The organism is Pantoea sp. BL1 (assembly GCF_000963985.1).
GTDB classification, from domain to species: domain Bacteria; phylum Pseudomonadota; class Gammaproteobacteria; order Enterobacterales; family Enterobacteriaceae; genus Pantoea; species Pantoea rwandensis_B.
This window is the reverse complement of record NZ_JZRH01000012.1, coordinates 33,280-55,130: the sequence shown is the minus strand read 5'-3', so window position 1 is coordinate 55,130 and position 21,851 is coordinate 33,280. Positions and strand designations below refer to the sequence as shown.

The following is a 21,851-nucleotide window of genomic DNA, read 5'->3' as shown; positions in this document are numbered from 1 at the left end:
TCTTATGAAACCAGCTGTTGCTGCACCGCATCAAGAAACAGTCGCAGTGCGGCGGGTTGGCGCTCGCGCGACATATACAACCCATAAATACCCAGGGTTTTCGGCGTATAGTCTGGCAGCACGCACTGCAACTGACCGTTGGCTATTCCGATACGCGCTTCCATTTCTGGCACCATGGCCAGGCCGCATCCGGCGATGGCAGCATCACACAATACTGATGAGATACCGGCACTGAAGTTGCCGCTCACAGCAGTCGTCAGCGCATCGCCATTGGCATCGTTGAACTGCCAGCTCTGCCCGGCAAAGCGACTGTAGTGCAGGCAGTTATGCTGACCCAAATCCTGCGGCGTTTCAGGGATACCATGCTTGCGCAAATATTCAGGTGCCGCGCACACCACGGAAACACACTCGCCAAGACGGCGGGCAATCGCGCCCGGTTCTGGATTGTCCGTAATCCTGACCGCCACATCAATGCGCTCACCCACCAGGCTGACCGGCTGGTTGTTGATTTCTAACTCAATGCGCAACAGTGGATAGCGAGCCAAAAATGCCGGGATCATCGGCCCCAGAATATGGGTCGCGGTCGAATGCGCACAGGCTACGCGCAATGTCCCTTGTGGTTCCCTCGGCTCACCCTGTCCGGTGATCTCATCAGCCAGGCGTGCCAGCATGCGAGTTTTCTCCAGCACTTTTTCCCCCGCTGGGGTGATGGTCAGGCGACGTGATGAACGGTGCAGCAAACGTGCACCCGCCCATTTCTCCATTTCATCCAGATAACGGCTCACCATCGGCCGGGAGATAGCCAGCGCTCGCGCCGCAGCACTTAGGCTGCCAAGTTCGCAGATGCGATTGAATACCGATGCCGCTGTCACTCTGTCCATCTGCTCTCCATCTGATCGTTTTACGAAACTGACCATCTCTATTTGCGGGAATTCTAGCAGACAGCAAAATCCTTACAATGGTGCGCTTACCGGCCATGTTGGCACTGAAAGGAAAATAAGATGAAGATGAAGTCACTGACGTTGGTGCTGACACTGGCAGCCAGCCCAGCATTTGCTACCCCGCTGCAGCTGGCGGTATACAACCCACAGGAACAAGGGGTGTTTCCGGTATCGTCAACGTTGATTACCGGACCACACGAAGCGCTGCTGATCGATGCACAATTCAGCCCGAAAGATGGCGAAAAACTGGTGGGTATGATCAAAGCGAGCGGTAAAAAACTCACGCAGATCGTGATTACCTCAGGCGACCCTGACTTCTACTTTGGCCTCGAGCCGATTGTGAAGGCCTTCCCACAGGTAAAAATTGTTGCGTCACCAACAGTGGTTGAACACATCGAGGCCACCAAAACGGCGAAATTAGCCTATTGGGGCCCGAAAATGCCGGGCGGCGCGCCAAACCAGCTATATGTCCCGCAGATTACCCATCAGACGTCGTTCAGCGTGGATGGAGAGCGTGTAGAGTTGCGCCATGCGGGTGATAAATCAGCCTATCTGTGGATCCCCGGCAACAAAGCCGTACTGGGTGGCACCGCCGTGGCGGCGGGCATCCACGTCTGGACAGCGGATACGCAAACACCCGCCAGCCGTGAGCAATGGCGCAGCGTGCTCAAAGAAATACAGCAACTCAAGCCGAAGGTGGTCATTCCAGGGCATTACATCGGCGCACGTCCGGCGGGTGATAGTGCGGTGACATTTACCCTTAACTATCTGCAAACTTTTGAACAGGCACTTCAGCAACACAAAGGTTCGGCAGAAGTGATTGAGGCGATGAAAAAAGCCTATCCGAATTTGCCGGATGAAAGCTCGCTGGAACTCAGTGCCAAAGTGAATACCGGCGAGATGAAGTGGTAAACGGTCAAAGGTGAAAGCCGCCATGATGACTGGCGGCTACTGTCTTCTTATACTTCCATGCCTGCGCGGTATTGACCCCACTTCAGCACCGAATTAACACCAATCGACAGGAAAGGCTCCGCTGGCGTGCGGTTGGGACCCGGCGATTGGGTGAGGAAATCGATCAGTTCGTTTTTCTCGCCTGCGATCATATCCGCAATTAATTTGCCGGTTGCCGTGCCGCGCGTAATGCCCAATCCGTTGCAACACAGCGCACCATAAACATTCGGAGCCAGTTTGCCAAAGAAGCCTTCGTGGTTTTCTGACAGGCAAATCGCCCCGCTCCAGGTGTATTCAAAATCCACCTGCGGCAGCATCGGGAAACGGCGTTCAAAGGATTTGCGATGGTTTTCCAGATACTGCTTGAGGTATTTCTCGCGCGGTCGTCCATCCGGATGAAAACTGAAACTGTTGCGCACCAGAATACGATTATCCACCGTACGACGAATGGTGCTGCCAAACGGATGCGCCGGAATCACTCCCCACACCGCTTTACCCCCCAATCGAGCCTGCTCCTCTTCCGTCAACTGACGCGACAGGCTGCCGTAGAGGAACGTTGGCAGCAGACGGCGTTGCAGGAAGCCGAAATGCGACGCAAAACCGTTATTCGCGAGAATCAATGTTTCCGCGGTGATGCTGCCTTTGTCATGCACCAGTGTCACTTTGTCCCCGTAATCGATCGATGTGATCGGTGTGTACTCGTACAACGTGACGTTCGCGGGCAGATTATCCGCCAGACCTTTAACCAATGCTGAGGGTTGCAACAAGATCGTGCCGGGAATAAACAGCGCCTGCTTGTAGTAAGAAGTGCCAATATGTTCGGGCAGATCTTTCCCCGCAATCATTTCGGATTCACGCCCAATCTTTGCCAATCCGCTGCGATAAGCTTCAAGAATCGCTGTGCCCTGTTCGCCGACTGAAGCCTGGTATTTACCGGATTCGGTCATCTGACATTCGATGCCGTGTTCCTGCACAATCTGACGCAGATAGTTTTGCCCTAATGTGTTCAGCTTCAGGACTTTATTCGCAATGGTGACGTCACCGATATAATCCTTCGCGCCGATATCATGCGGTACATCAATGGCAAAACCGGCATTTCGCCCTGCCGATCCATATCCCACCTCCTGTGCCTCAATCAGCACCACTTCATCGTGGGGAAAATTAAGCGCCAATTGTCGCGCTGCCGCCAGGCCAGTTAAGCCTGCACCCACAATGGCGAAGCGCACTTTTTTCTGACCAATATGCGCGGGACGTGGCGTGCGAGCGGCACTGGTATGAAACCAACCCGGCATCGAATCATCGGCAGGCAGTGAGGTGATCTTTTGCAATTCCGTTACTCCAATACACGTTTTTCATTTTTTGTACTGGCGGATTGCCCGTACAACGTAGGGTTTGTTAGCGGTGTAAAGCGTAAGTATTTAATGCATTTCACGGGTATTTATCATGTATACCTGATGTATAAAGTTTTACTGAATCTCATGAAATGTTGTCAATATGATCACGATACGATTGTGTTATGAATCGCAAAAATTCGAGGGTTCAAATGCGGGGATTGGCGATGAGGTGTTTGATGGATCCGGTGTGCTCAGCTGTCACAACAACACCGGATCTGAATTGAATTTCGATAGCCTGAATGGGGAATACCCATCGCTCTGTCACCACGCTCAAGCGTGGGAAGCCGATGATTAACGCTGGTGGGTACATGCAAGCATTTTCTCCTTCTTAAACATTCACCTTAGAATCCAGCCACCGCTCTCCTTTAATGAACCACCTGGTTTTGTTAATATTCATCGCCGACAAAGGAGAGAGTGATGCGTACGCTAACCGAACAAAAAAGAACTGACATTATCAACGCCGCTTCAGCCGTGTTTCTCGAACAAGGATATGAGCGAGCCTCAATGGATAGCGTTGCAAAGCAGGCCGGTTGTTCCAAGGCGACCCTGTATAACTACTTCTCCTCCAAAGAGAGCCTTTTTGAAGCCGTTGTCAGATGTTTTAGTACTAACTTTCTGATGCATGCGGCTGAAGAACTTAACGACCCGGAAACCCAAACCTTGTTGTTAAGTGAGAAGTTACAGCGTTTTGGCGAGGGCATGCTGGGGGCGCTGACGTCAGACTGGAAGGCCTTACAGTTGTACAGAATGGTGGTTGGAGAAGCAGGTCATTCCGACATCGGCGCGCTTTTTCATGAGTCCGGTGTGCGTGAGAGTATGAACGCTCTGACGACGGTGATGGAGCATCACATCGCCAACGGGGAATTGATCGGCGGCAACCCAGCCTTACGCGCCAAACAATTTTCATCATTGGTAAAAGCTGAAGTCGATGAATTATTCCTTGAGCGGACCTTGCCGAGCTATACGAAAAGTGAGGTGACGACCATGGTGCAAAACGCCGTTTCGTTGTTCCTCAAAGGTGCTGGTCAAAACAACTGAATCCTGACTGACAAATTGAAAATGAGCGTCAGCACGACAATGGTGTCGATCATCAGGAGTATTATCAAGGGTTTGAGGCGCGCTCCCCAAACCCTGACCGCATAAAAACCGCCTCGTTTTATGCCTAAATTCCAGAGATAAAATATCTCCCCCAGATTGCGGATGGCGCGAAAGAGCAATAACAAAATTGCCGCTAATCCGACCATCATCCTACATAGTTTCCGTTAACCATTTCACTCGACACAAACAGACGTTTTGCATTCACCTCTCTGCCCCCGCATCACGATGTCACACCCTGAAACCCCTTCTTGACAGATTTATGCTAACTGATATTAACTAAACCGTACAGTTCATTTATCAATACCATCGGAGAATTTCAAGATGAGTCGTTTGTTCACCCCGTTGTGTCGTAGCCTTGTATTCGCGGCTGCTTTTACCGCTGTCGGTTGTTCGTCTTCTGGCCCGGTGAAATATGCTGGTATCGCCTCTGCATCACGTATGTCGCCTAATACTTCGGATGACAGCGATCGCATTCCATTCCGTTATGCCGCTCCCGTGGACTGGAGTAAATACCGTAGCATCAGCATTGAACCGGTCGAGATTTACAGCGGGACTGATGCGCAATTCAATGAATTATCTGTGGATGATCGCCGTCAACTGGCTGATTATATGCATAAAAAGTTTGAGGAAGTGCTGGCGGAGAAATTTAACACCCATCCCCTAGCCGGGACGGCTCCAGCGCTCAAATTGAAACTGACGCTGACCGGCGCCGATACCACGCCGCAAGTGATTGGCACATTCACAAAATTTGATTTAGCCGGCGGGCCGTACAATATCGTTCAGTCGGTACGTGGAGGACGTGGCTTGATGAGTGGATACGTTAATTTCGCCGTAGAGGTGAAAGATGCGGGAACAAATGAACTCTTACTGGCATACGTCGCGGAACAATACCCCAACGCCATGAACGTGGGTGCGACCTTCGGTTCGCTCAGTGCGGCTGAAACCGGGATTGATAAAGGCGCGGAACAGTTGTTAGAAAAATTACGCCAGTAAATCCCTTGCAGTAGAGGCTGCCAGCCCCTATTTGGCAAGCTGGCAGCATCGGAAATCAGTGAGGCTTATTTCTTTTTATTTAACATCGACTTTAAATCCGCGAAGGGATTGTAGGTTGCTGCTTCCACATCGTTCTGCGCATCTTCACCGGCGACCACTCTGGTGCCGTACATGTCAGCTTCAGTGTACTTGGAGTGTTCGTGATCATGGCAGAACAGACACAGCAACTCCCAGTTACTGCCATCTTCCGGGTTATTGGTATGGTCATGATCAATATGATGCACGGTGAGTTCGCGCAGGTTGGAGTAAACAAATTCCCGTGAGCAGCGTCCACAAACCCATGGATAGATTTTTAATGCTTTCTCACGGTAGCCGCTTTCCAGCCGCGCATAGTTTTTAGGGATCAGAGCCATTGCCAATGTTACCTGTTTCACAAAGATATTCGGGTGTTAGTGCTGCCAATATAGCGCAAAACCATCGCCAGGCGTGTGCTGATTTCGCCGTGCTGAATCAGTGAATGCTGGCGAACCTCGAACCAGCATGGCTACACTTGCCGCTGGTGTGCAGTAATAATCCGCTGTGGGCCAGGGAAAGAGGGTTTGAGCCGCGTCAGGTATCATCATGGCAAGCGTTGTTCTGTTCCTGGGGTAAAACGGATCGGTAAGATAACTGCATTGTGCATGACTGTAGTTTATGACGAAAACGCTAATGCAATGTCCTGGCGATATTCGTTATTCTAGTCCGGACCGAATCATGAAATTAAAAGGCATTTAAACTGACCTCAGGTGATATATGGAAAATTTATCAGTTGAAGTATCCGCCGTTATCGCGCCAGAACATTTACAACCCATTGATGCTGGGCTGACGGCATTTAATACGGATATGACAGGTTACAATGACCATTTGCCGCTATCAGTGGTAATACGTTGCAATGAAACGCAAGAGGTCTTGGGAGGAATACTCGGGCGTACCTATCTTGGGATACTGTTTATCGACCTTGTTTATTTACCCTCAGAACTGAGATCGAAAGGTTTAGGAGAAAAACTTCTTACACATGCTGAAGAAGAAGGCAGAAATCGAGGCTGCATTTCAGCTTTTCTCTATACCATTAGTTTTCAGGCTCCTGAGTTTTATAAAAAACACGGCTGGGAGGAGTTTGGCCGCATTGCCTGCCTTCCGGAAGGCGCAAGTCGCATTTTCATGAAAAAAACGCTTTAGAAGCTTGGTACACATTCGCCACTGCTGATAAGTTGCTGTTACCTCTTTTGATAAGGAATATCGAATGCCTGAATACTGTTTTTATAAAAAAGGAAATCAGATCGTGGCGCTGCAAAAGTCAGACATTAAAGGAGCAACTCTGTTAACCCGTCAGGGATTCGAACAACAGTTTGAAGAAGTCAGCGCGGCTGATGAAAAGGCAGCACTTTCACGTTTTAATGACATCCGTAAAGAAAAACGCATAGATCAGCATAATTTTCGAGCGGGGGCTATCACGATGCCATTTATTGGGATATTAACCGCTATCGCTAATCTTTTTTTCCGGAAAAAATAACCGGCGCTAATCTGGCTTAAACTTTCCATACATTTAAGAACGCTCAATTAAGGAATTCCGTGTTAGCCAATATCCTTGTTGCTCTCGTCGCCGTGATTCATATCTACATTCTGGTGCTGGAGATATTTCTGTGGGAGACGAAAACCGGCCGGAAGGCCTTCAAACTCAGCGTCGACTTTGCGCGCGAAACCCGTGTGCTGGCGGCCAATCAGGGCCTTTATAACGGTTTTCTGGCGGCGGGTTTACTCTGGGGGTTATGGCTGGGAGAAAACGGTGTGCCTGTTACTCTGTTCTTTCTCATCTGCGTGCTCATTGCCGGGATTTTCGGAGCAATGACCGCCAGCCGAAAAATTCTTTATGTGCAGGCCCTGCCAGCTCTGATTGCATTGCTCGCTGTACTCCTGCGCTGATACGGCGATTCATTAGAATCTCAAACCTCGCCGTGATCAGCCTTCGCATTACAGGTATAATCCGGCCAGGTTTTAACGAATTTTAGAGACGAAGATGACAAAACTCACCTTACAAGAGCAGATGCTCAAAGCTGGACTCGTCTCCAGCAAAAAAATGGCCAAAGTACAGCGCACTGCCAAGAAGTCTCGCGTACAGGCTCGTGAAGCCCGTGAAGCGGTGGAAGAGAATAAAAAAGCGCAAATTGAGCGTGATAAGCAGTTAAGCGAGCAGCAGAAACAAGCCACTTTATCCAAAGAGTACAAGGCACAGGTTAAACAGCTGATTGAAATGAATGCCATCACCGTGGCAAAAGGGACAATTGACTTTAACTTCACCGACAACAATTTAATCAAGAAAATCAGCGTGGATAAGACCACGCAAACGCAGCTGATCAATGGTCGTCTGGCGATCGCACGCCTGGCGGCGGATAGCAGTGGCGAAAGCAAATACGCGATTATTCCCGCCAGTGTAGCCGATAAAATTGCGCAGCGTGATGCAGACAGCATTGTGTTGAACAGTGCATTAAGTCAGGAAGAGCAGGATGAGGACGATCCGTACGCGGATTTCAAAGTGCCTGATGATTTGATGTGGTAAGGAATGCAGCCCGTGTCAAAACGGGCTGGCATGACGCGCAGTGATGTTCTCCCCGCTAATGGGATGGACAAAATGTAGTTCACTGGCGTGCAGCATCAGCCGGGGTGTCTTTTCCGTACCCGGCTGCAGCAATCCTCCATACAGGTCACACCCAAGAATTGGGTGGCCCAATTGCTGGCAGTGAATACGTAATTGATGGGTGCGCCCCGTCTCTGGTATCAACTGCACCCGCGTAACAGGTATCAGCATGCCATCATCCCCTTCGCGCATTAAGCGTTCTGTCACCTGATAGCGTGAACGCGCAGGTTTACCCGTCTCGGCACAAATCGACATCAATGGAAACAGCGCCGGATCTTTTGCTATCGCGGCGTCAATCGTGCCCTGGTCGCGGTTCAGATGTCCGCACAACAGCGCCGTATAAATTTTTGTCACGCTTCGCTGGCTAAACTGCTGGCACAACATAGCGTTGATGGCTTTATTGCGTGCCACCACCATCAATCCGGATGTCCCGAAATCGAGGCGATGCACCAAAGTACAGCCGGGGAACAACTTCACCAGACGGTGATGAACGGAATCGAGATTTTGTGGATTTTTTCCTGAAAGGCTGAGCAAACCGGCGGGTTTATCGATCAATACCAAATGCTCATCCTGATAGAGAATCGCGATCTCTGCCGAACACGGCGGAGCTATAAAGGTATCGATAATCGTAGACATCAGACTGCCAGACTGTGAAGTGGGTGCGGATAATAACCAATTTTCAGCGGGCTGACGAATTTTGCCCGCTTAACCCGGCCTCCCGCTCGCACAGCAGAAATTTATCGTCCAGACTTACAGCAAAGGCGTAGTCTGCGCAGGCAATGTGCTTTACACTGCGCGCTGCAAAAAACTGATTAGATTAACGATTGAGTAGGCGGTAATGGCGATGAACGGAACGATCACAACCTGGTTTCAGGACAAAGGTTTTGGATTTATCAAAGATGAAAACGGAGACAACCGTTATTTCCATGTGATTAAGGTCGCCAACCCTGATCTGATTAAAAAAGATGCGGCAGTGACGTTCGAACCCACAACCAATAACAAAGGTTTGTCCGCTTTCGCGGTGAAAGTGATACCAGACAGCAAATATATCTTTATCGCCGGTGAGCGCCTGAAACTGACGTCGATTAAATCCTTCGTGGTTTACAGTGAAGAAGAGCCGGTTGATACCCGTATTGATAAAGAAAACACCGTACTGTCGGTGGGCATTCTGATGAACAACATCAAACCTAAGACCGACGTAAAACCTGATGAAATGCGTTCAGTGAAAAAACTGGCGGTAACCACTTTCCAGGGTACGACGCTGATCTTTACCGAAGATGAGATCGACATTGATGCCGCAGTGAAAATGCTCAAAATTTAACGGGGAGCCGATAATGAATAACAACATTCCACTGAAATATTATGACATTGCTGAAGAGTACGCTTCGGAATCCGAACACGATGTGAGCGAAGCAGAACTTGATGCACTGGCGCACTACTTCCAGTTATTGCTGACTCGTCTGAACAATAATGAAGAGATCAGCGAAGAGGCGCAGCAAGAGATGGCGCGTGAAGCGGGTATTCAAGCGGTGCGTATCGATGAGATTGCCAACTTTTTAAATGAATGGGGCAACGACTAAACCCAGTTGTTTAGCGGTACTCGACATATTTGAAGGCGGCCCTAAGGCCGCCTTATCGTCTAACATCGACAACTCGAAAATTACAGTTTATTTCCTTCCGGTGACTGCACCAGATCGTCCGCTTTTAACCCCTGCGGCGCGATAAAGATTTCCATATTTTCCCGCGACAACTCCCAGTGTTCGAACACCAGATCCACCACCTTCTGCTCATCTCGCGCTTCAATCGCGCTGATAAAGGCATCGTGATGTTCGGCGGCTAACTGCAGGCGGCGTTCCATGTCTTCATTCTGCGGGCGGAAGAAAGTGTGGCCGATGCGGCAGTGGTCGATCAGTAAGCGCCCCAGGCTGGGCTGTAAATAAGGATTGGCTGCCATCTCGCCCATGATTTCGTGGAAACGATTGTTTTCCAGCGCCAGCGCTTCGGCATCCCGTGTTTGCACCGCTTTACGGAAGCGCTTTTGTGTCTCTTTCAACGATTTCAGCTGGGAGGGCTTGAAGTTTTGTACCGCCAACCGACCGGTGGCGGCGTAAATCATCGGCGCAACGAGGAAGAAATTGCGCAGTGTGGAATGGCTCATCGGGATGACACGCACGCCGCGTTTTTCGACGATTTCTAAGTAGCCTTCCCCCGCCAGGCGCTGAAACACTTCACGCACAGGAGTGCGAGATAAACCGTATTGTCCCGTCAGGCTGGCTTCATCCAGCAACTCGTCTGGGTCCAGTTCCATGGTCAAAATTAGGCGTTTTAAATCTTCGTATAACGCTGCTTTTCCCGATCTCAATGTGACCTCCTGTGATGACATTCCGCACGTAATTCCTGCTTAACCTACAGAAAAAGTGTGTATACAGCAAAAATAAATATGGGATATTTTGTGCATTCTGCGGTCGATCACAGAATATGGAACGATGGGATTACAAGGAGTTACAGTAGATAAAATCGAGATGAAAGCAGCAGAAAATTATCCTACTGTTCAACATGCCCGCCATCCGTGGCGGGCATAATGTTTACTCGGCAGGCACATCAATCCAGATGGTTTTCAGTTCGGTATACTGATCGAGGGCATACACCGATTTATCGCGGCCACCAAAACCAGACTGCTTATAGCCACCAAAGGGTGTCGTTGCATCACCTTCACCGAAGCAGTTGACCGTCACCGTTCCCGCACGCACTGCACGTGAAACGCGAATCGCACGGCTCAACTTGCCGGTGTAAACCGAGGCCGCCAGACCGTAATCAGTGTCGTTCGCTAACGCAATGGCTTCCGCTTCGGTTTTGAAGGTGGTGACGCATAGCACCGGCCCGAAGATCTCCTCGCGGAACAGCGCGCTTTTCGGCGTTACGCCATCCACAATGGTCGGCTGCACATAGATGCCGCGGTCAGTGAACCCACCCTGAATGATGCGCAACCCTTCTTTACGCGCTGTCTTCAGATAATCACTGACTTTGCAGAAATGGTCGGTAGTGATCATGGTGCCAAGGCGATTCTCTGGATCCAATGGATTGCCCATGCGCCATTCACCGATCTGCTCCGCGATCTGCGCCAGCAATTTATCCTTAACCCCTTCCTGTACCAGCAGACGCGAGGTGGCTGAACAGTTTTCACCCATGTTCCAGAAAGCGCCGTTCAGCACATTGGCGGCAACGCTAGCCAAATCCTCGGCATCATCAAACACCAGCGCCGGGTTTTTGCCGCCGCATTCCAGCACAATCTTCTTCAGATTCGATTCCGCGGCATAGTGCAGGAATCGGCGGCCGGTTGCCGTTGAACCGGTGAAGCTCACCATATCAATATCAGGATGCAGGCCGATAGGTTCACCCACCTCTTTCCCGGTACCCGTCACGATGTTGAGCACGCCAGCAGGAACACCCGCTTCATGTGCCAGTTCTGCCACGCGCAATGCCGTCAGTGAAGTTTGCTCGGCGGGCTTCACAATCACCGAGCAGCCCGCCGCCAGCGCCGGACCGATTTTCCACGCCAGCATTAGCAGCGGGAAATTCCAGGGCAACACACAACCCACCACACCAATCGGCTCGCGAACGATCATCGCCATCGCCCCGTTACCGGTTGGCGCGGTCTGATCATACAGCTTGTCGATGGCTTCCGCGTGCCAGCGGATCACGTGAATCGTCTCTGGCACGTCCACCGCCAGACACTCACTGACCGGTTTGCCGCTGTCGAGGCTCTCCATCACCGCCAACTGCGTCACTTCGTTTTCCAGCAAATCCGCCAGTTTGAGCAATACGGCTTTACGCTCGCCGGGATGAAGCTGGCTCCAGCTGCCGGATTCAAACGCACGGCGTGCGCCCTGCACCGCCAGGTTCACATCAGCGCTCTCACAAGCGGCCAGGTGCGTCAGAATCTCGCCCGTCGCAGGATTGATGGTCTCCAGCGTTTTGCCGGAAACCGCCGCAGTAAAACGTCCGTTGATGAACGCCTGATCCGGGAACCGCAGTTCCCGCGCCACGTTCACGACATCGCTCAGCGTTTGTACCTGTTTCATGCGCACTCCTTAAAGCACTGCAACGGCTGCCACATTGCGTTTCACACCGTCGATCACGGCCTGCAACTGCGCTTTCTCTTCTTCTTCCAGTGCCTGCAGCGGTGCGCGCACCGGTCCTGCTTTCAGGCCAGCCAGCTCAGAACCGTACTTAATGGACTGCACAAACTTGCCGCCGTCGAGGAAGTTCATCAGCGGCATCATCGCGGCCATGATCTTACGGCCTTTATCGAAGTCTTTTTCCACGACACAGGCGTTGTACAATGCGACGTGTTCGCGGGGAATAAAGTTAGAACCCGCGCATACCCAGCTACGCGCGCCCCAGGCGAAGAATTCCAGTGCCTGATCGTCCCAACCGCAAGAGAGCGCGATGTTCGGGAATTGACACGCCAGCAGGTGCAGATTGTTGAAATCACCTGAACTCTCTTTAATCGCCACCACATTCTTCGAACAGCTCACTTCGCGGAAGTAAGTTTCTCCCATCGTGATACCCATACGTCCCGGATAGTTGTACAGCATGATCGGCAGCTGAGCGGCTTTGTCGACGGTCAGCGCATGATGGGCGTTTTCCAGTTCGGTCGGCAGCGCATACGGCGGTGACGTGACCAGAATGGCGTCGGCTTTGTGTTCGCGAGCGTGGGTCGCGAATGCCACCGCGTCCTCAGTACGAATAGCGCCGGTACCGACAATCAGTGGCAGACGATTGCCAATCACTTTACGCGCATGTTCAACCAGAGACAGACGCTCTTCCGCGCTTTGTGCATAATACTCACCGGTTGAACCGCCGATGATGATGCCGTGCACGCGTGCTTCAATCAGCGACTCGAGGACGTTAGCGAAAGCCGCGAAATCAATGCTGCCATCTGCTGCGTAAGGGGTAATTGCCGGGGTATAGATACCTTCAAATGTCATCACGAAATCTCCAGGTGAATTCAGGACCAAATGCAACGCCGTCTGGTTGCGTTTGTTAACAATTTGCATATCGCATGGAGAGAGGTCAATCGGGATAAGTTTTTTGTATACGTGAAAAATACAAAGGAAATACTACAGGATGGAACGTTTCTACCCACAAATGAAAAACAATACTTTATTATCAATAGATTAAATTATTTTCAATGCCGTAATAATTTTCTAAATGAATTCAGATAACGATCACATTCCACAACTATCGTTCCCTCTGACGTATTTACACTGCGCGTCAGGCGGCATAGTTTTATGCTGGTTTTAACCTGAATTTAACAGGTAAGCTTGCACCGGCATTTCAGGTGAACATTGTGTAGAAGAGGTAGCGGGTGATGCCCCAAAAGAAAGCGACGCTCATAGGTTTAATTGCCATCCTGTTATGGAGCGCGATTGTTGGATTAATCAAAAGTGTGAGCGAAGGCTTTGGTCCGATCGCTGGAGCGGCGTTGATCTATAGCTGCAGTGCGATATTGCTGCTGTTCAGCGTGGGATTTCCCAATCTGAAAAAATTCCCCCGCCGTTATGTGATTATCGGTAGCGTGCTGTTTGTCTGCTATGAACTCTGCCTTTCGCTATCACTTGGGTTTACCCACAGTGGGCGACAGGCTATTGAAGTGGGCATGGTGAATTATCTATGGCCAAGTATGACGATTGTGCTGGCGGTGATTGTCAACCGGCAAAAAGTCAGCCCGTTGATTATTCCCGGCGTGATTTTAGCCGTGGCAGGAATATGTCGCGTACTGGGTGGCGATCAAGGGTTTTCCATCAGCGAGATGACGAATAATATAATGGAAAACCCATTGAGCTATGGCCTTGCATTCAGCGGCGCCATCATTTGGGCTATTTATTGTGTGGTGACGAAAAAAATCGCCAACGGCAATAACGGCATTACGCTTTTCTTTGTTTTAACGGCATTAACACTATGGGTTAAATATTTTATTTCGCCTCAACCCGCGTTTGACGCCAATTTCCAGACGTGGATCTCACTGGCACTGGCGGCGATGGCGATGGGATTCGGTTACGCAGCCTGGAACGTTGGCATTTTGCATGGCAATGTGACGGTTCTCGCCGCCGCCTCATACTTTATTCCGATTATTTCATCGATTTTAGCCGCTTTTATTCTCAGTTCACATCTGACGCTCTCCTTCTGGCAAGGCACAGCGATGGTGAGTCTCGGGTCATTAGTTTGCTGGTGGTCAACACGTACCGCCGTCACCAAAAGTGTCAGCAGTAAAATTTCTGAATAAAACGTTGGGAGGCGTTAGCGCCTCCCTTAAAAAAGCCCCATTCAAATTATAAAGCCATGATTTTATTTATCCGACCATCCTGCACCGGAGGAAATGACCTATGAAACAATTCCGTTAGCGTCACCAACTCACTTCGTTATTAATTTCTGTTCTGAATAACATTTTAATCACCGCTACAGGTTTATATTTATCTGGCGTCCTGATGATGTTAAGCACGCATCGCAGAGTGTGCTTAATTCAGTCGCATTGGCGTAGTTACGCTCCATTACGCCGAAAAGAAACAGGAGTAAAACATGTCAAATAACATGTCTGTTGAAGATGTTCCTATCAGCCGTTTCCATCGCTTATTAACGGTGCGTTCCGGTGGCGGCTCTTTCGTCGATGGCTATGTGCTCAGTATTATTGGTATAGCCATGACGAAAGTGTCGCCGGCATTAGGTCTTAGCCCGTTATGGGAAGGTTTGATTGCGGCTTCCGCCCTGATTGGGATTTTCTTTGGCGGCTTCATGGGTGGTGTTCTGACGGACCGCCTGGGCCGCCGCATGATCTACTTCGTTGGCCCAACCCTGTTTATTATCTGTTCGCTGGCGCAGTTTTGGGTGCAAAGCGGAGAAACGCTCTTTGCCTTACGCTTTCTGACGGGCGTGGCAGTGGGCATTGAATATCCGGTTGCCACCGCATTTTTAGTCGAGTTTATGCCGAAGAAGTCGCGCGGCCCCTGCCTCGCCACGCTTACCATTCTGTGGTTTGCCGGGGCGGCCACAGCGTATTTAGTGGGTGAAGCTCTGCTGAATTTTGGCGGTGCAGAAGCATGGCGCTATACGCTGGCGAGCACAGCAGTGATTGGTGCGTTGCTCTTCCTTGTGCGCATGGGCACGCCTGAATCACCGCGATGGTTGATCAGCAAAGGCCGGCATCAGGAAGCCGAAGTGGTGATCCGTCGCGTCTATGGCGACAGCTTTAGCCTGAAGAACCTGCCCGCACAACCTGAGAATAATCACTTGTCATTCGGCAGCCTGCTGCATTCCGGTTATGGCAAACGCATGGCATTCGTGACCATTTTCTGGACCTGCTCGGTCATTCCTGTGTTCGCCGTTTACGCCTTTGCACCGAAAGTATTACAGGCGCTACATCTCAGTGGTGATTGGGCATCCTACGGTTCCATCGCGATAACGTTGTTGTTCGTGGTGGGCTGTATTATCGGCACGCGATTGGTGAACTCACTGGGACGACGCAAGCTACTGTTGCACAGTTTCCTGTGGTCTGGCCTGGCACTGCTGTTACTCGGCGCCTTGCGTGATGGGCCTTCAATGATCATCCTGTTGATGTTTGGTGCTTACGCCCTGTTTATTGGCGGCGCTCAGGTGCTGCAACTGGTGTATCCGAATGAGATCTTCCCGACTGAAATTCGCGCCGGAGCCGTCGGCATTGGCACCTCAATGTCGCGCATTGGCGCGGCGGTGGGGACATATCTGGTGCCAATCTCACTGCAAACCATCGGCATTGGTTCCACGATGTACATTGCTGCAGGCATTACGTTTATCGGCCTGATCGTCTCGTGGTTCCTGGCACCGGAAACCGCTTCGCGCAATCTGGATGACGCGGCCTCGCTGGAAGAAGAAAGCCCAGCGCCATCCGTTTCTGGCAAACTCTCTAAGCATTCGCAGTAACTAAAAAGGGGCCATTTCGGCCCCTACTCCTTAACCAATCTCTCCACCACACGCCGCCGTTTACGAAACGAACTCGGCGTTTCGCCGTACTGTTTACGGAACCAGGCAATCAGATGTGAGGCATCGGCAAATCCCGTCGCGGTGGCAATCGCATTGATGCTGTTGCTGGAGTCCGCCATCAATTTGCGCGCCTGCTCCAGCCGCATACGCCGCCAGTAGACAGCCGCCGAGTAGCCGGTGCATTTGGTGAAAATCAAATTCAGCTGGCGGAAAGTGACGCCTGCGAATTCGGCTACATCGGCCAGCGGAACCGGCGAATCGAGGTGATGTTTCATAAATTCGATCACCTTATTCACCAGCTCGTTTTCATACACATCCGGCTCGTTAAGCGTGTTTTTTTGCTGTGTTTTTTTGACCGGGGCAGCGGGTTCTTCCACCAGCAAATACTTCAAGACTTTCTGTGAACGCACCAGACCGCAATGCTGGCGGATAAGGTCGGCAGCGAGATCGATCGCCGTGCCGCCGGGGCAGGAAATAATGCCGCCATCCTTGATATAGGTCTTATCAATCACCGGAATCGCTTTCGGGAATCGTAGGCGAAATTCATCGCGCGTGGTGAAATGAATCGCGCAATGACGCCCATCCAGCAAGCCTGCGTTGCCTGCAACAAACGCGCCGCTACACAGCGTGATGATGGGAATATTACGCGCATGCAGGTCGCGAAGTGCCTTTAACAGCCACGGTGGCGACTGGCGTGTTTCTTCCAGTAATCCTCCCGCCACCACAAAGTAATCCCAGTGCCTGCTGAAATCGAGGCCAGCCGTTGGCGAAACCAGTAATCCGCAGCTGGCGGTGACGGGCTGATTATCACAAGTCATCCACTCCCAGCGGCAAAAGATTTGGCGGCTGGTAAACGATTCGTCGGCCGCAAAGCGCAACGACTCCACCAGGCCGGCCACCGAAGCCAGGGTGAAACTTTTCATCAACAGAAAGCCGATGGTGAGATCCGGCTTCGGTTCGCTGTGCTGATCAGCGAGGGGTGTTTGCGGCATCGTCTTCAGGTTCCTGCAATCCGCCCAGTTTGCTCAACAAGCGTTTGAGATCGGCAATGTCTTGCATATCGAGATTGGCGGTAATCATCTTCTCGGCACTTTTCGCCTGCTCAACCATCAGGTTCAACATGGTTTCCCCTTCCGCGGTCATGGTGACCAATTTACGCCGGCGATTAGTTGCGTCTGTTTCTACATTCAGTAGGCCGCTTTTACTCATGCGGTCAATCACATAGGTACCCGTAGCTTTATCAAATCCAGCGCGGTTACCCAACGTTTGTTGATCGCAGACTGTTTCCTCGGCCAGCACGACCAAAATGGCGTATTGCACCGCTGAAAGCCCGGTATCTACACATTGTGACCAGCAAAATGTCGAGTGTTGCCCGGCACGACGTACAAGGTGCATTAACGAACAATCGCCGTGCGGCCACAAGGGGGCCGCGAGAATTAAGTCGGGATTTTGTGACATGGATGCACTTGACTCCTCAAATCGTCAAACTTATAGTTCGAACACAAACAGTTTGAACTTAAACTATACTGCAAAATGGATCACTTATGAAGCTTGTTGTAGGGATGACCGGCGCAACGGGTGCGGCAATTGGCGTACGCGTTCTCACGGCATTACGCGAACTTGACGTCGAAACGCATTTGGTTATTTCGAAATGGGCGCGCGCCACCATCCAGATGGAAACGCCGTACAGTGTACAGGAGGTCACGGCTCTCGCGACCAGGACTTATAGCGAACACGATCAAGCGGCAGCGATCTCCAGCGGTTCATTCCGTGTCGACGGCATGATGGTGGTGCCGTGCAGCATGAAAACCCTTGCCGGCATTCGCAACGGCTACGGTGATGGACTGATCACGCGCGCCGCTGACGTCACCCTGAAAGAGCAACGCAAGCTGGTGCTGGTGCCGCGCGAAGCGCCGCTGAACGCGATTCATCTGGAGAACATGCTGGCGCTTACTCGTGCTGGTGCACTGATGCTGCCGCCGATGCCCGCCTTCTACAACAACCCGCAAAGCGTTGACGACATCATCAATCATACCGTTTCCCGCATTCTCGACCAGTTCGGCCTGGAGAACAGCCTCACCCAGCGCTGGGCCGGTCCCCGTTCCACCACGGCTTAAGGAGAGCCTGATGAAATATTACGGCGATTTACGCAGCTTTATCACTGCCCTCGACGAAATGGGCGACATCATGCATGTGCATCGTGAAGTTGATGGCGATTTCGAGCCAAGCGCCATTACCCGGCGCAGCTATGAAATCCAGTCACCCGCTCCACTGTTTCACAAGGTCGCGGGGGTAGCACCCGGTTTTCGTTTGTTCGGTGCACCAGCGGCACTCTCATCACGCAGCGACATGCCGTATGCGCGTGTGGCCATGTCACTGGGTTTAGCACCCGAGTCCACTGGCCCGGAAATTATCGAAGCCCTGTCCGCTGCCCGCTTTAAACCTGGTATTCCCCCTGTACGCGTTGAGTCCGCGCAAGCTGAATGTCAGCAAAACATTTTGCGTGGCGCTGAAGCCAACCTCGATCGCTTCCCTATTCCCTTCGCCCATGACAAAGATGGTGGGCGCTATGCCAATACCTGGGGCACGCTGATTGTTAAGACACCAGACGGCAAGTGGGTTAACTGGTCGATTGCACGCGTGATGAAGGTCGATGGTAAACGCATGGTCGGCTTGATCGTGCCGAGCCAGCATATCGGGCAGATTTGGACGCAGTGGGTGGCGCGCGGTGAACCCATGCCTTACGCGCTGGTGCAAGGTCCTGCTCCGGCGATTTCCTGCGTCTCCGGCATTCCCATTCCAGCCAATGCGGATGAAGCCGATTATATCGGCACGCTAGCAGGTGAACCGGTTCCGGTAGTGAAAGCCATTAGCCTCGATCTTGATGTGCCTGCCACAGCCGAGATCGTGATTGAAGGCCACGTTTCCATTGAGCGTGACTGCCAGGAAGGCCCTTATGGCGAATATGGCGGCTATCTTGGTGAAGGCTCATCGGCGCAACCTACGTTCCACGTCGAGACCATTACCCATCGCCACGATCCCATTTGGCCGATGTCGATCACTGGCCGTCCGACCGATGAGTCTCATACCCTGTGGGCGATGGGCCTGGCCGCCGATGCACTGACCTATTTGCGTGAAGCGGAATTGCCGATTAAAACCACCTGGATCCCAGAAGACTCCACCGTCCACTGGCTGCTGGTGGTGATGCCGGAGAACTGGCGCGAACGGTTGCCGGGGGTCAGCAGCGAAGCACTGACTCAGCGTATCGGCGAAGTGTTGTTTAAAACCGACGCCATGGTGTTTATCCCGAAAGTGTATGTTGTGGATGACGACTTTGACCCCACTAACCTGCGCGAAGTCGTCTGGGCCTTGTCAACACGCGTACACCCGGTAGGCCGTCGTGCGGTGTTTGAGGATCAACGTGTCATTCGTCTGCCACAGTGTTATGACGAGGCAGAATACGTTGCCGGGAAAGGCGCCAAAGTCGTGTTTGACACCTTACAAACTAAGCGCCATTTGCATGCTTCGTTCGCGCAAGGCTATCCGGAAGACGTGCGTCAGCGCATTCTGGATAACTGGCCGGAATAAATCATACACACCAACCGTAGCGGCCACATTTATTGCGCATCTTCCCGTGCCACCCTGGCTTTGAATACGCGTGATAAATCACGCCGCTACGGCGATCAACGCCCCGTCTAATAATGAAACGTAGCGACGCAATAGATTGCGTCTCATGCATGCGCTGATAGCCTCGCCGCTAGCGCATAAACATCTTGCGATACATCGAAGGCGTCAGGCCCGTCACCTTGACAAAGGCCCGCCTTAAAACATCGTTGCTGCGGTAACCACAGGCAGCCGGAATGGCTTTCAGCGGCATAGAACCTGCTTCCAGCAACTTACGCGCTTGATCGATACGCGCATTCTCCAGCCAATTGCCCGCCTGTACATCCATATGCTGACGGAAAAGTCTCGCTAAGTGCCGTGTGCTGATTTGCATATGTGTGGCGAGATCGTCGAGCGAATTGACCTGTGCCAGATTCGCCAAAGCCCATCGCTGCATCTCCTGAAACGCACTGCGACCACCCAGCGAAAGTGGCTGTTTGCGAACAAAATGCCCTTGATTCACTGGCCGTTGAAAGAACATCACCAAATTGGCAGCGATATCCTGTGCCAATTCGCGCCCCAAATCTTCTTCCACCAACCTCAGAGCCAGGTCGAGCCCCGACGTGACGCCAGCGGCGGTACGTAATCGCCCATCTGCGATGTAAAGCGCATCGGCCTCCACCTGCGCATCCGGTACCTGTTCCACCAGTGCGTCAGTGCAGGCCCAATGGGTCGTCACTTTTTTACCACTCAGCAACCCGGTTTGTGCCAGCAGCAGCGCTCCGGTGCAAATCGAGCCAAAGCGCTGACTTTCATGGCATAGCTCAATCAGACGTGCGGTTTGCTGCGCAGTTAACTGCATATCCCGCGCCTCGGGTGCTCCCGCGATCAGAAACGTGTCAGTTTGCTGGATATCTTGCAGTGTGACATCCGCCATCAAACGCACACCTGATGAACAACGAATGTTTTCCCCTTCCAGTGACATGACTTGCAGCTGGTAAACGGTACGATTGAGCAGTCGATTAGCTTCGGCAAACACATCCAACGGGCCAGAGACATCGAGCAATTGCGCCCCCGGCACCGCTAAAATCGCAAGATGGTGATTCATGCGCTATTCCCGTCTGTAAAAGTCTTAATGTCTTAAAAGGTCGTTAAAAGTCTATTTAAGACATTTTGCCTCGGTATTAAGCTGGTTGCAACTTAACCGAGCGGAGAACCTCCCATGAAATTTTCCATTAACGGCATCACTATTCCCGATACTGCAATGACCCGTGACGCGACGACTTTTGTCCGTGATACCGAATCCGATTTGCTGTTTCACCACTCCAGCCGCGTCTATTACTGGGCCGCACTCGCAGGACGCCGCTTAGATCTAAAGGTGGATGCTGAGCTGCTTTATGTCGGCTGTATGTTCCATGATGTTGGACTGACGCACGAACACTGCAGCTGCGACAAACGCTTTGAGGTGGATGGCGCTAATGCGGCGCGCGATTTCTTGCAACAGTATGGTGTAGAGCAGGCCGATATCGATAAAGTCTGGACCGCGATTGCGCTGCATACCACTCCGGGCATTCCGCAATTTATGGCCCCAGAAATTGCGTTAGTCACCGCTGGCGTGGAAATGGATGTCTTGGGCATCAACTATGATCACTTCAGCGATGCGGAGCGTGAAGCCGTGGTAGAGCAGCATCCTCGTCCTGCCCAATTCAAGGAAGAGATTATTCAGGCGTTCTACGATGGGATCAAAAACAAGCCTGACACCACCTTTGGCAATGTCAAAGCCGATGTCATTGCCGACAAGCAGCCTGGCTTCTCACCAATGAACTTTTGTAGCGTCATCCGTCAGTCACGCTGGGTGGGATAAGTGGTGTGGCGCAGCGAGAGCCGCACTTCTTAGTCTGCTAATTGATAAACAATGGCTAAGCCGCACGGCAGGCTATCGAGAGATAAATGTCACACCAGCCGGGAAAAAGGCGCTTCAACGCCTGTTTAACGTGCAGTTGTAAACATCAAAATAACACTCTCGTCACAAATATAACCTTTATCAAATCAGCAAAATTTAATCATCGATCATTTTCTGTACTGGTTGCTTATCGTTGCTAATATAGTGACGCAACACACAGCAATGCGTTGCCTACGAGAATTTTTTCCTTGGTTTAATTACCCCGCCCGCTTAGC

25 protein-coding genes are annotated in these 21,851 nt (G+C 51.6%); 14 read left to right on the top strand and 11 right to left on the bottom strand.

Features of this window, described 5'->3' with window-relative positions; translation table 11 throughout:
• Nucleotides 1–2: 2 nt before the first annotated feature.
• Nucleotides 3–881, bottom strand: a complete 879-nt coding sequence (locus tag VH86_RS07790; RefSeq protein WP_045832469.1) for a LysR substrate-binding domain-containing protein — start codon at nucleotides 879–881, stop codon at nucleotides 3–5.
• Between the two features lie 120 nt (nucleotides 882–1,001).
• Here VH86_RS07790 and VH86_RS07785 point away from each other — a divergent pair, with 120 nt between their 5' ends.
• On the top strand, nucleotides 1,002–1,853 hold the full coding sequence (locus VH86_RS07785) for a Vmh family MBL fold metallo-hydrolase (protein ID WP_045832468.1): 852 nt from the start codon (nucleotides 1,002–1,004) through the stop codon (nucleotides 1,851–1,853).
• A gap of 47 nt (nucleotides 1,854–1,900) precedes the next feature.
• Here VH86_RS07785 and VH86_RS07780 read toward each other — a convergent pair whose 3' ends face one another.
• Nucleotides 1,901–3,220 carry an FAD-binding oxidoreductase gene (locus VH86_RS07780; RefSeq protein ID WP_045832467.1) on the bottom strand — a complete coding sequence of 440 codons (1,320 nt, stop codon included), beginning with the start codon at nucleotides 3,218–3,220 and terminating at the stop codon, nucleotides 1,901–1,903.
• Nucleotides 3,221–3,703: 483 nt separating this feature from the next.
• Here VH86_RS07780 and VH86_RS07770 point away from each other — a divergent pair, with 483 nt between their 5' ends.
• Complete coding sequence (locus VH86_RS07770; RefSeq protein ID WP_045832465.1) at nucleotides 3,704–4,324, top strand: TetR/AcrR family transcriptional regulator; 621 nt, start codon at nucleotides 3,704–3,706, stop codon at nucleotides 4,322–4,324.
• On the opposite strand, the gene VH86_RS07765 is transcribed toward VH86_RS07770, so the two are convergent.
• Nucleotides 4,312–4,533 (bottom strand): hypothetical protein, encoded by a 222-nt coding sequence (locus VH86_RS07765; RefSeq protein WP_045832464.1) that lies wholly within the window; start codon nucleotides 4,531–4,533, stop codon nucleotides 4,312–4,314. The genes VH86_RS07770 and VH86_RS07765 overlap by 13 nt on opposite strands.
• Before the next feature lie 172 nt (nucleotides 4,534–4,705).
• Here VH86_RS07765 and VH86_RS07760 point away from each other — a divergent pair, with 172 nt between their 5' ends.
• Complete coding sequence (locus tag VH86_RS07760) at nucleotides 4,706–5,377, top strand: DUF3313 domain-containing protein (RefSeq protein ID WP_045832463.1); 672 nt, start codon at nucleotides 4,706–4,708, stop codon at nucleotides 5,375–5,377.
• Nucleotides 5,378–5,442: 65 nt separating this feature from the next.
• Here the strand turns inward: VH86_RS07760 and yajD are convergent, their stop codons facing one another.
• Nucleotides 5,443–5,790: an HNH nuclease YajD gene (yajD, locus tag VH86_RS07755; RefSeq protein WP_034824111.1), complete on the bottom strand. Its 348-nt coding sequence runs from the start codon at nucleotides 5,788–5,790 to the stop codon at nucleotides 5,443–5,445.
• Nucleotides 5,791–6,169: 379 nt separating this feature from the next.
• Between yajD and VH86_RS07750 the strand changes: the two genes are divergently transcribed.
• From VH86_RS07750 to VH86_RS07735, 4 genes are all read left to right on the top strand, one after another.
• Nucleotides 6,170–6,595 carry an N-acetyltransferase gene (locus tag VH86_RS07750; protein ID WP_045815625.1) on the top strand — a complete coding sequence of 142 codons (426 nt, stop codon included), beginning with the start codon at nucleotides 6,170–6,172 and terminating at the stop codon, nucleotides 6,593–6,595.
• Between the two features lie 64 nt (nucleotides 6,596–6,659).
• Entirely contained in the window at nucleotides 6,660–6,929 is a 270-nt protein-coding gene (locus VH86_RS07745) for a hypothetical protein (protein WP_045832462.1), read from the top strand.
• Nucleotides 6,930–6,988: 59 nt separating this feature from the next.
• Nucleotides 6,989–7,339 (top strand): DUF1304 domain-containing protein, encoded by a 351-nt coding sequence (locus VH86_RS07740; protein ID WP_045832461.1) that lies wholly within the window; start codon nucleotides 6,989–6,991, stop codon nucleotides 7,337–7,339.
• Between the two features lie 94 nt (nucleotides 7,340–7,433).
• Complete coding sequence (locus VH86_RS07735) at nucleotides 7,434–7,973, top strand: DUF2058 domain-containing protein (RefSeq protein WP_045832460.1); 540 nt, start codon at nucleotides 7,434–7,436, stop codon at nucleotides 7,971–7,973.
• Nucleotides 7,974–7,988: 15 nt separating this feature from the next.
• Here VH86_RS07735 and VH86_RS07730 read toward each other — a convergent pair whose 3' ends face one another.
• Nucleotides 7,989–8,687, bottom strand: coding sequence for an RluA family pseudouridine synthase (locus VH86_RS07730; protein WP_045815629.1), 699 nt, complete (start codon nucleotides 8,685–8,687; stop codon nucleotides 7,989–7,991).
• A 202-nt stretch (nucleotides 8,688–8,889) separates the two neighbouring features.
• Between VH86_RS07730 and VH86_RS07725 the strand changes: the two genes are divergently transcribed.
• Complete coding sequence (locus VH86_RS07725; RefSeq protein WP_045832459.1) at nucleotides 8,890–9,372, top strand: cold-shock protein; 483 nt, start codon at nucleotides 8,890–8,892, stop codon at nucleotides 9,370–9,372.
• Nucleotides 9,373–9,385: 13 nt separating this feature from the next.
• Nucleotides 9,386–9,631, top strand: coding sequence for a DUF2543 family protein (locus tag VH86_RS07720; protein ID WP_045815631.1), 246 nt, complete (start codon nucleotides 9,386–9,388; stop codon nucleotides 9,629–9,631).
• A gap of 80 nt (nucleotides 9,632–9,711) precedes the next feature.
• Here VH86_RS07720 and VH86_RS07715 read toward each other — a convergent pair whose 3' ends face one another.
• The 3 genes from VH86_RS07715 to VH86_RS07705 all read right to left on the bottom strand — a co-directional run bounded on the left by VH86_RS07715 (nucleotide 9,712) and on the right by VH86_RS07705 (nucleotide 13,042).
• Nucleotides 9,712–10,413, bottom strand: a complete 702-nt coding sequence (locus tag VH86_RS07715; RefSeq protein WP_045815684.1) for a GntR family transcriptional regulator — start codon at nucleotides 10,411–10,413, stop codon at nucleotides 9,712–9,714.
• 223 nt (nucleotides 10,414–10,636) lie between these two features.
• Nucleotides 10,637–12,133 carry an aldehyde dehydrogenase gene (locus tag VH86_RS07710; protein WP_045832458.1) on the bottom strand — a complete coding sequence of 499 codons (1,497 nt, stop codon included), beginning with the start codon at nucleotides 12,131–12,133 and terminating at the stop codon, nucleotides 10,637–10,639.
• A 9-nt stretch (nucleotides 12,134–12,142) separates the two neighbouring features.
• A complete protein-coding gene (locus tag VH86_RS07705; RefSeq protein ID WP_045832555.1) occupies nucleotides 12,143–13,042 on the bottom strand; it encodes a dihydrodipicolinate synthase family protein in 900 nt (299 codons plus the stop codon).
• A 383-nt stretch (nucleotides 13,043–13,425) separates the two neighbouring features.
• On the opposite strand from VH86_RS07705, the gene yddG reads away from it, so the two are divergent.
• Together yddG and VH86_RS07695 are read left to right on the top strand one after the other, a co-directional pair.
• The gene (yddG, locus tag VH86_RS07700) at nucleotides 13,426–14,340 is read left to right on the top strand and encodes an aromatic amino acid DMT transporter YddG (protein ID WP_045832457.1); all 915 of its coding nucleotides are present in this window, start codon (nucleotides 13,426–13,428) and stop codon (nucleotides 14,338–14,340) included.
• Between the two features lie 293 nt (nucleotides 14,341–14,633).
• Complete coding sequence (locus VH86_RS07695; protein ID WP_045832456.1) at nucleotides 14,634–16,010, top strand: MFS transporter; 1,377 nt, start codon at nucleotides 14,634–14,636, stop codon at nucleotides 16,008–16,010.
• Between the two features lie 23 nt (nucleotides 16,011–16,033).
• On the opposite strand, the gene VH86_RS07690 is transcribed toward VH86_RS07695, so the two are convergent.
• Together VH86_RS07690 and VH86_RS07685 are read right to left on the bottom strand one after the other, a co-directional pair.
• Nucleotides 16,034–17,062 (bottom strand): GlxA family transcriptional regulator, encoded by a 1,029-nt coding sequence (locus VH86_RS07690; protein WP_045832455.1) that lies wholly within the window; start codon nucleotides 17,060–17,062, stop codon nucleotides 16,034–16,036.
• On the bottom strand, nucleotides 17,040–17,528 hold the full coding sequence (locus VH86_RS07685) for a MarR family winged helix-turn-helix transcriptional regulator (protein WP_045832454.1): 489 nt from the start codon (nucleotides 17,526–17,528) through the stop codon (nucleotides 17,040–17,042). Before VH86_RS07685 ends, VH86_RS07690 begins: the two co-directional genes overlap by 23 nt.
• 86 nt (nucleotides 17,529–17,614) lie before the next feature.
• On the opposite strand from VH86_RS07685, the gene VH86_RS07680 reads away from it, so the two are divergent.
• Together VH86_RS07680 and VH86_RS07675 are read left to right on the top strand one after the other, a co-directional pair.
• Nucleotides 17,615–18,187: a non-oxidative hydroxyarylic acid decarboxylases subunit B gene (locus VH86_RS07680; RefSeq protein WP_045832453.1), complete on the top strand. Its 573-nt coding sequence runs from the start codon at nucleotides 17,615–17,617 to the stop codon at nucleotides 18,185–18,187.
• Between the two features lie 10 nt (nucleotides 18,188–18,197).
• The gene (locus tag VH86_RS07675; RefSeq protein WP_045832452.1) at nucleotides 18,198–19,658 is read left to right on the top strand and encodes a UbiD family decarboxylase; all 1,461 of its coding nucleotides are present in this window, start codon (nucleotides 18,198–18,200) and stop codon (nucleotides 19,656–19,658) included.
• Nucleotides 19,659–19,827: 169 nt separating this feature from the next.
• Here VH86_RS07675 and VH86_RS07670 read toward each other — a convergent pair whose 3' ends face one another.
• Nucleotides 19,828–20,781, bottom strand: a complete 954-nt coding sequence (locus tag VH86_RS07670; protein WP_045832451.1) for a GlxA family transcriptional regulator — start codon at nucleotides 20,779–20,781, stop codon at nucleotides 19,828–19,830.
• 114 nt (nucleotides 20,782–20,895) lie between these two features.
• Between VH86_RS07670 and VH86_RS07665 the strand changes: the two genes are divergently transcribed.
• The gene (locus VH86_RS07665; protein ID WP_045832450.1) at nucleotides 20,896–21,537 is read left to right on the top strand and encodes an HD domain-containing protein; all 642 of its coding nucleotides are present in this window, start codon (nucleotides 20,896–20,898) and stop codon (nucleotides 21,535–21,537) included.
• Nucleotides 21,538–21,851 lie beyond the last annotated feature (314 nt).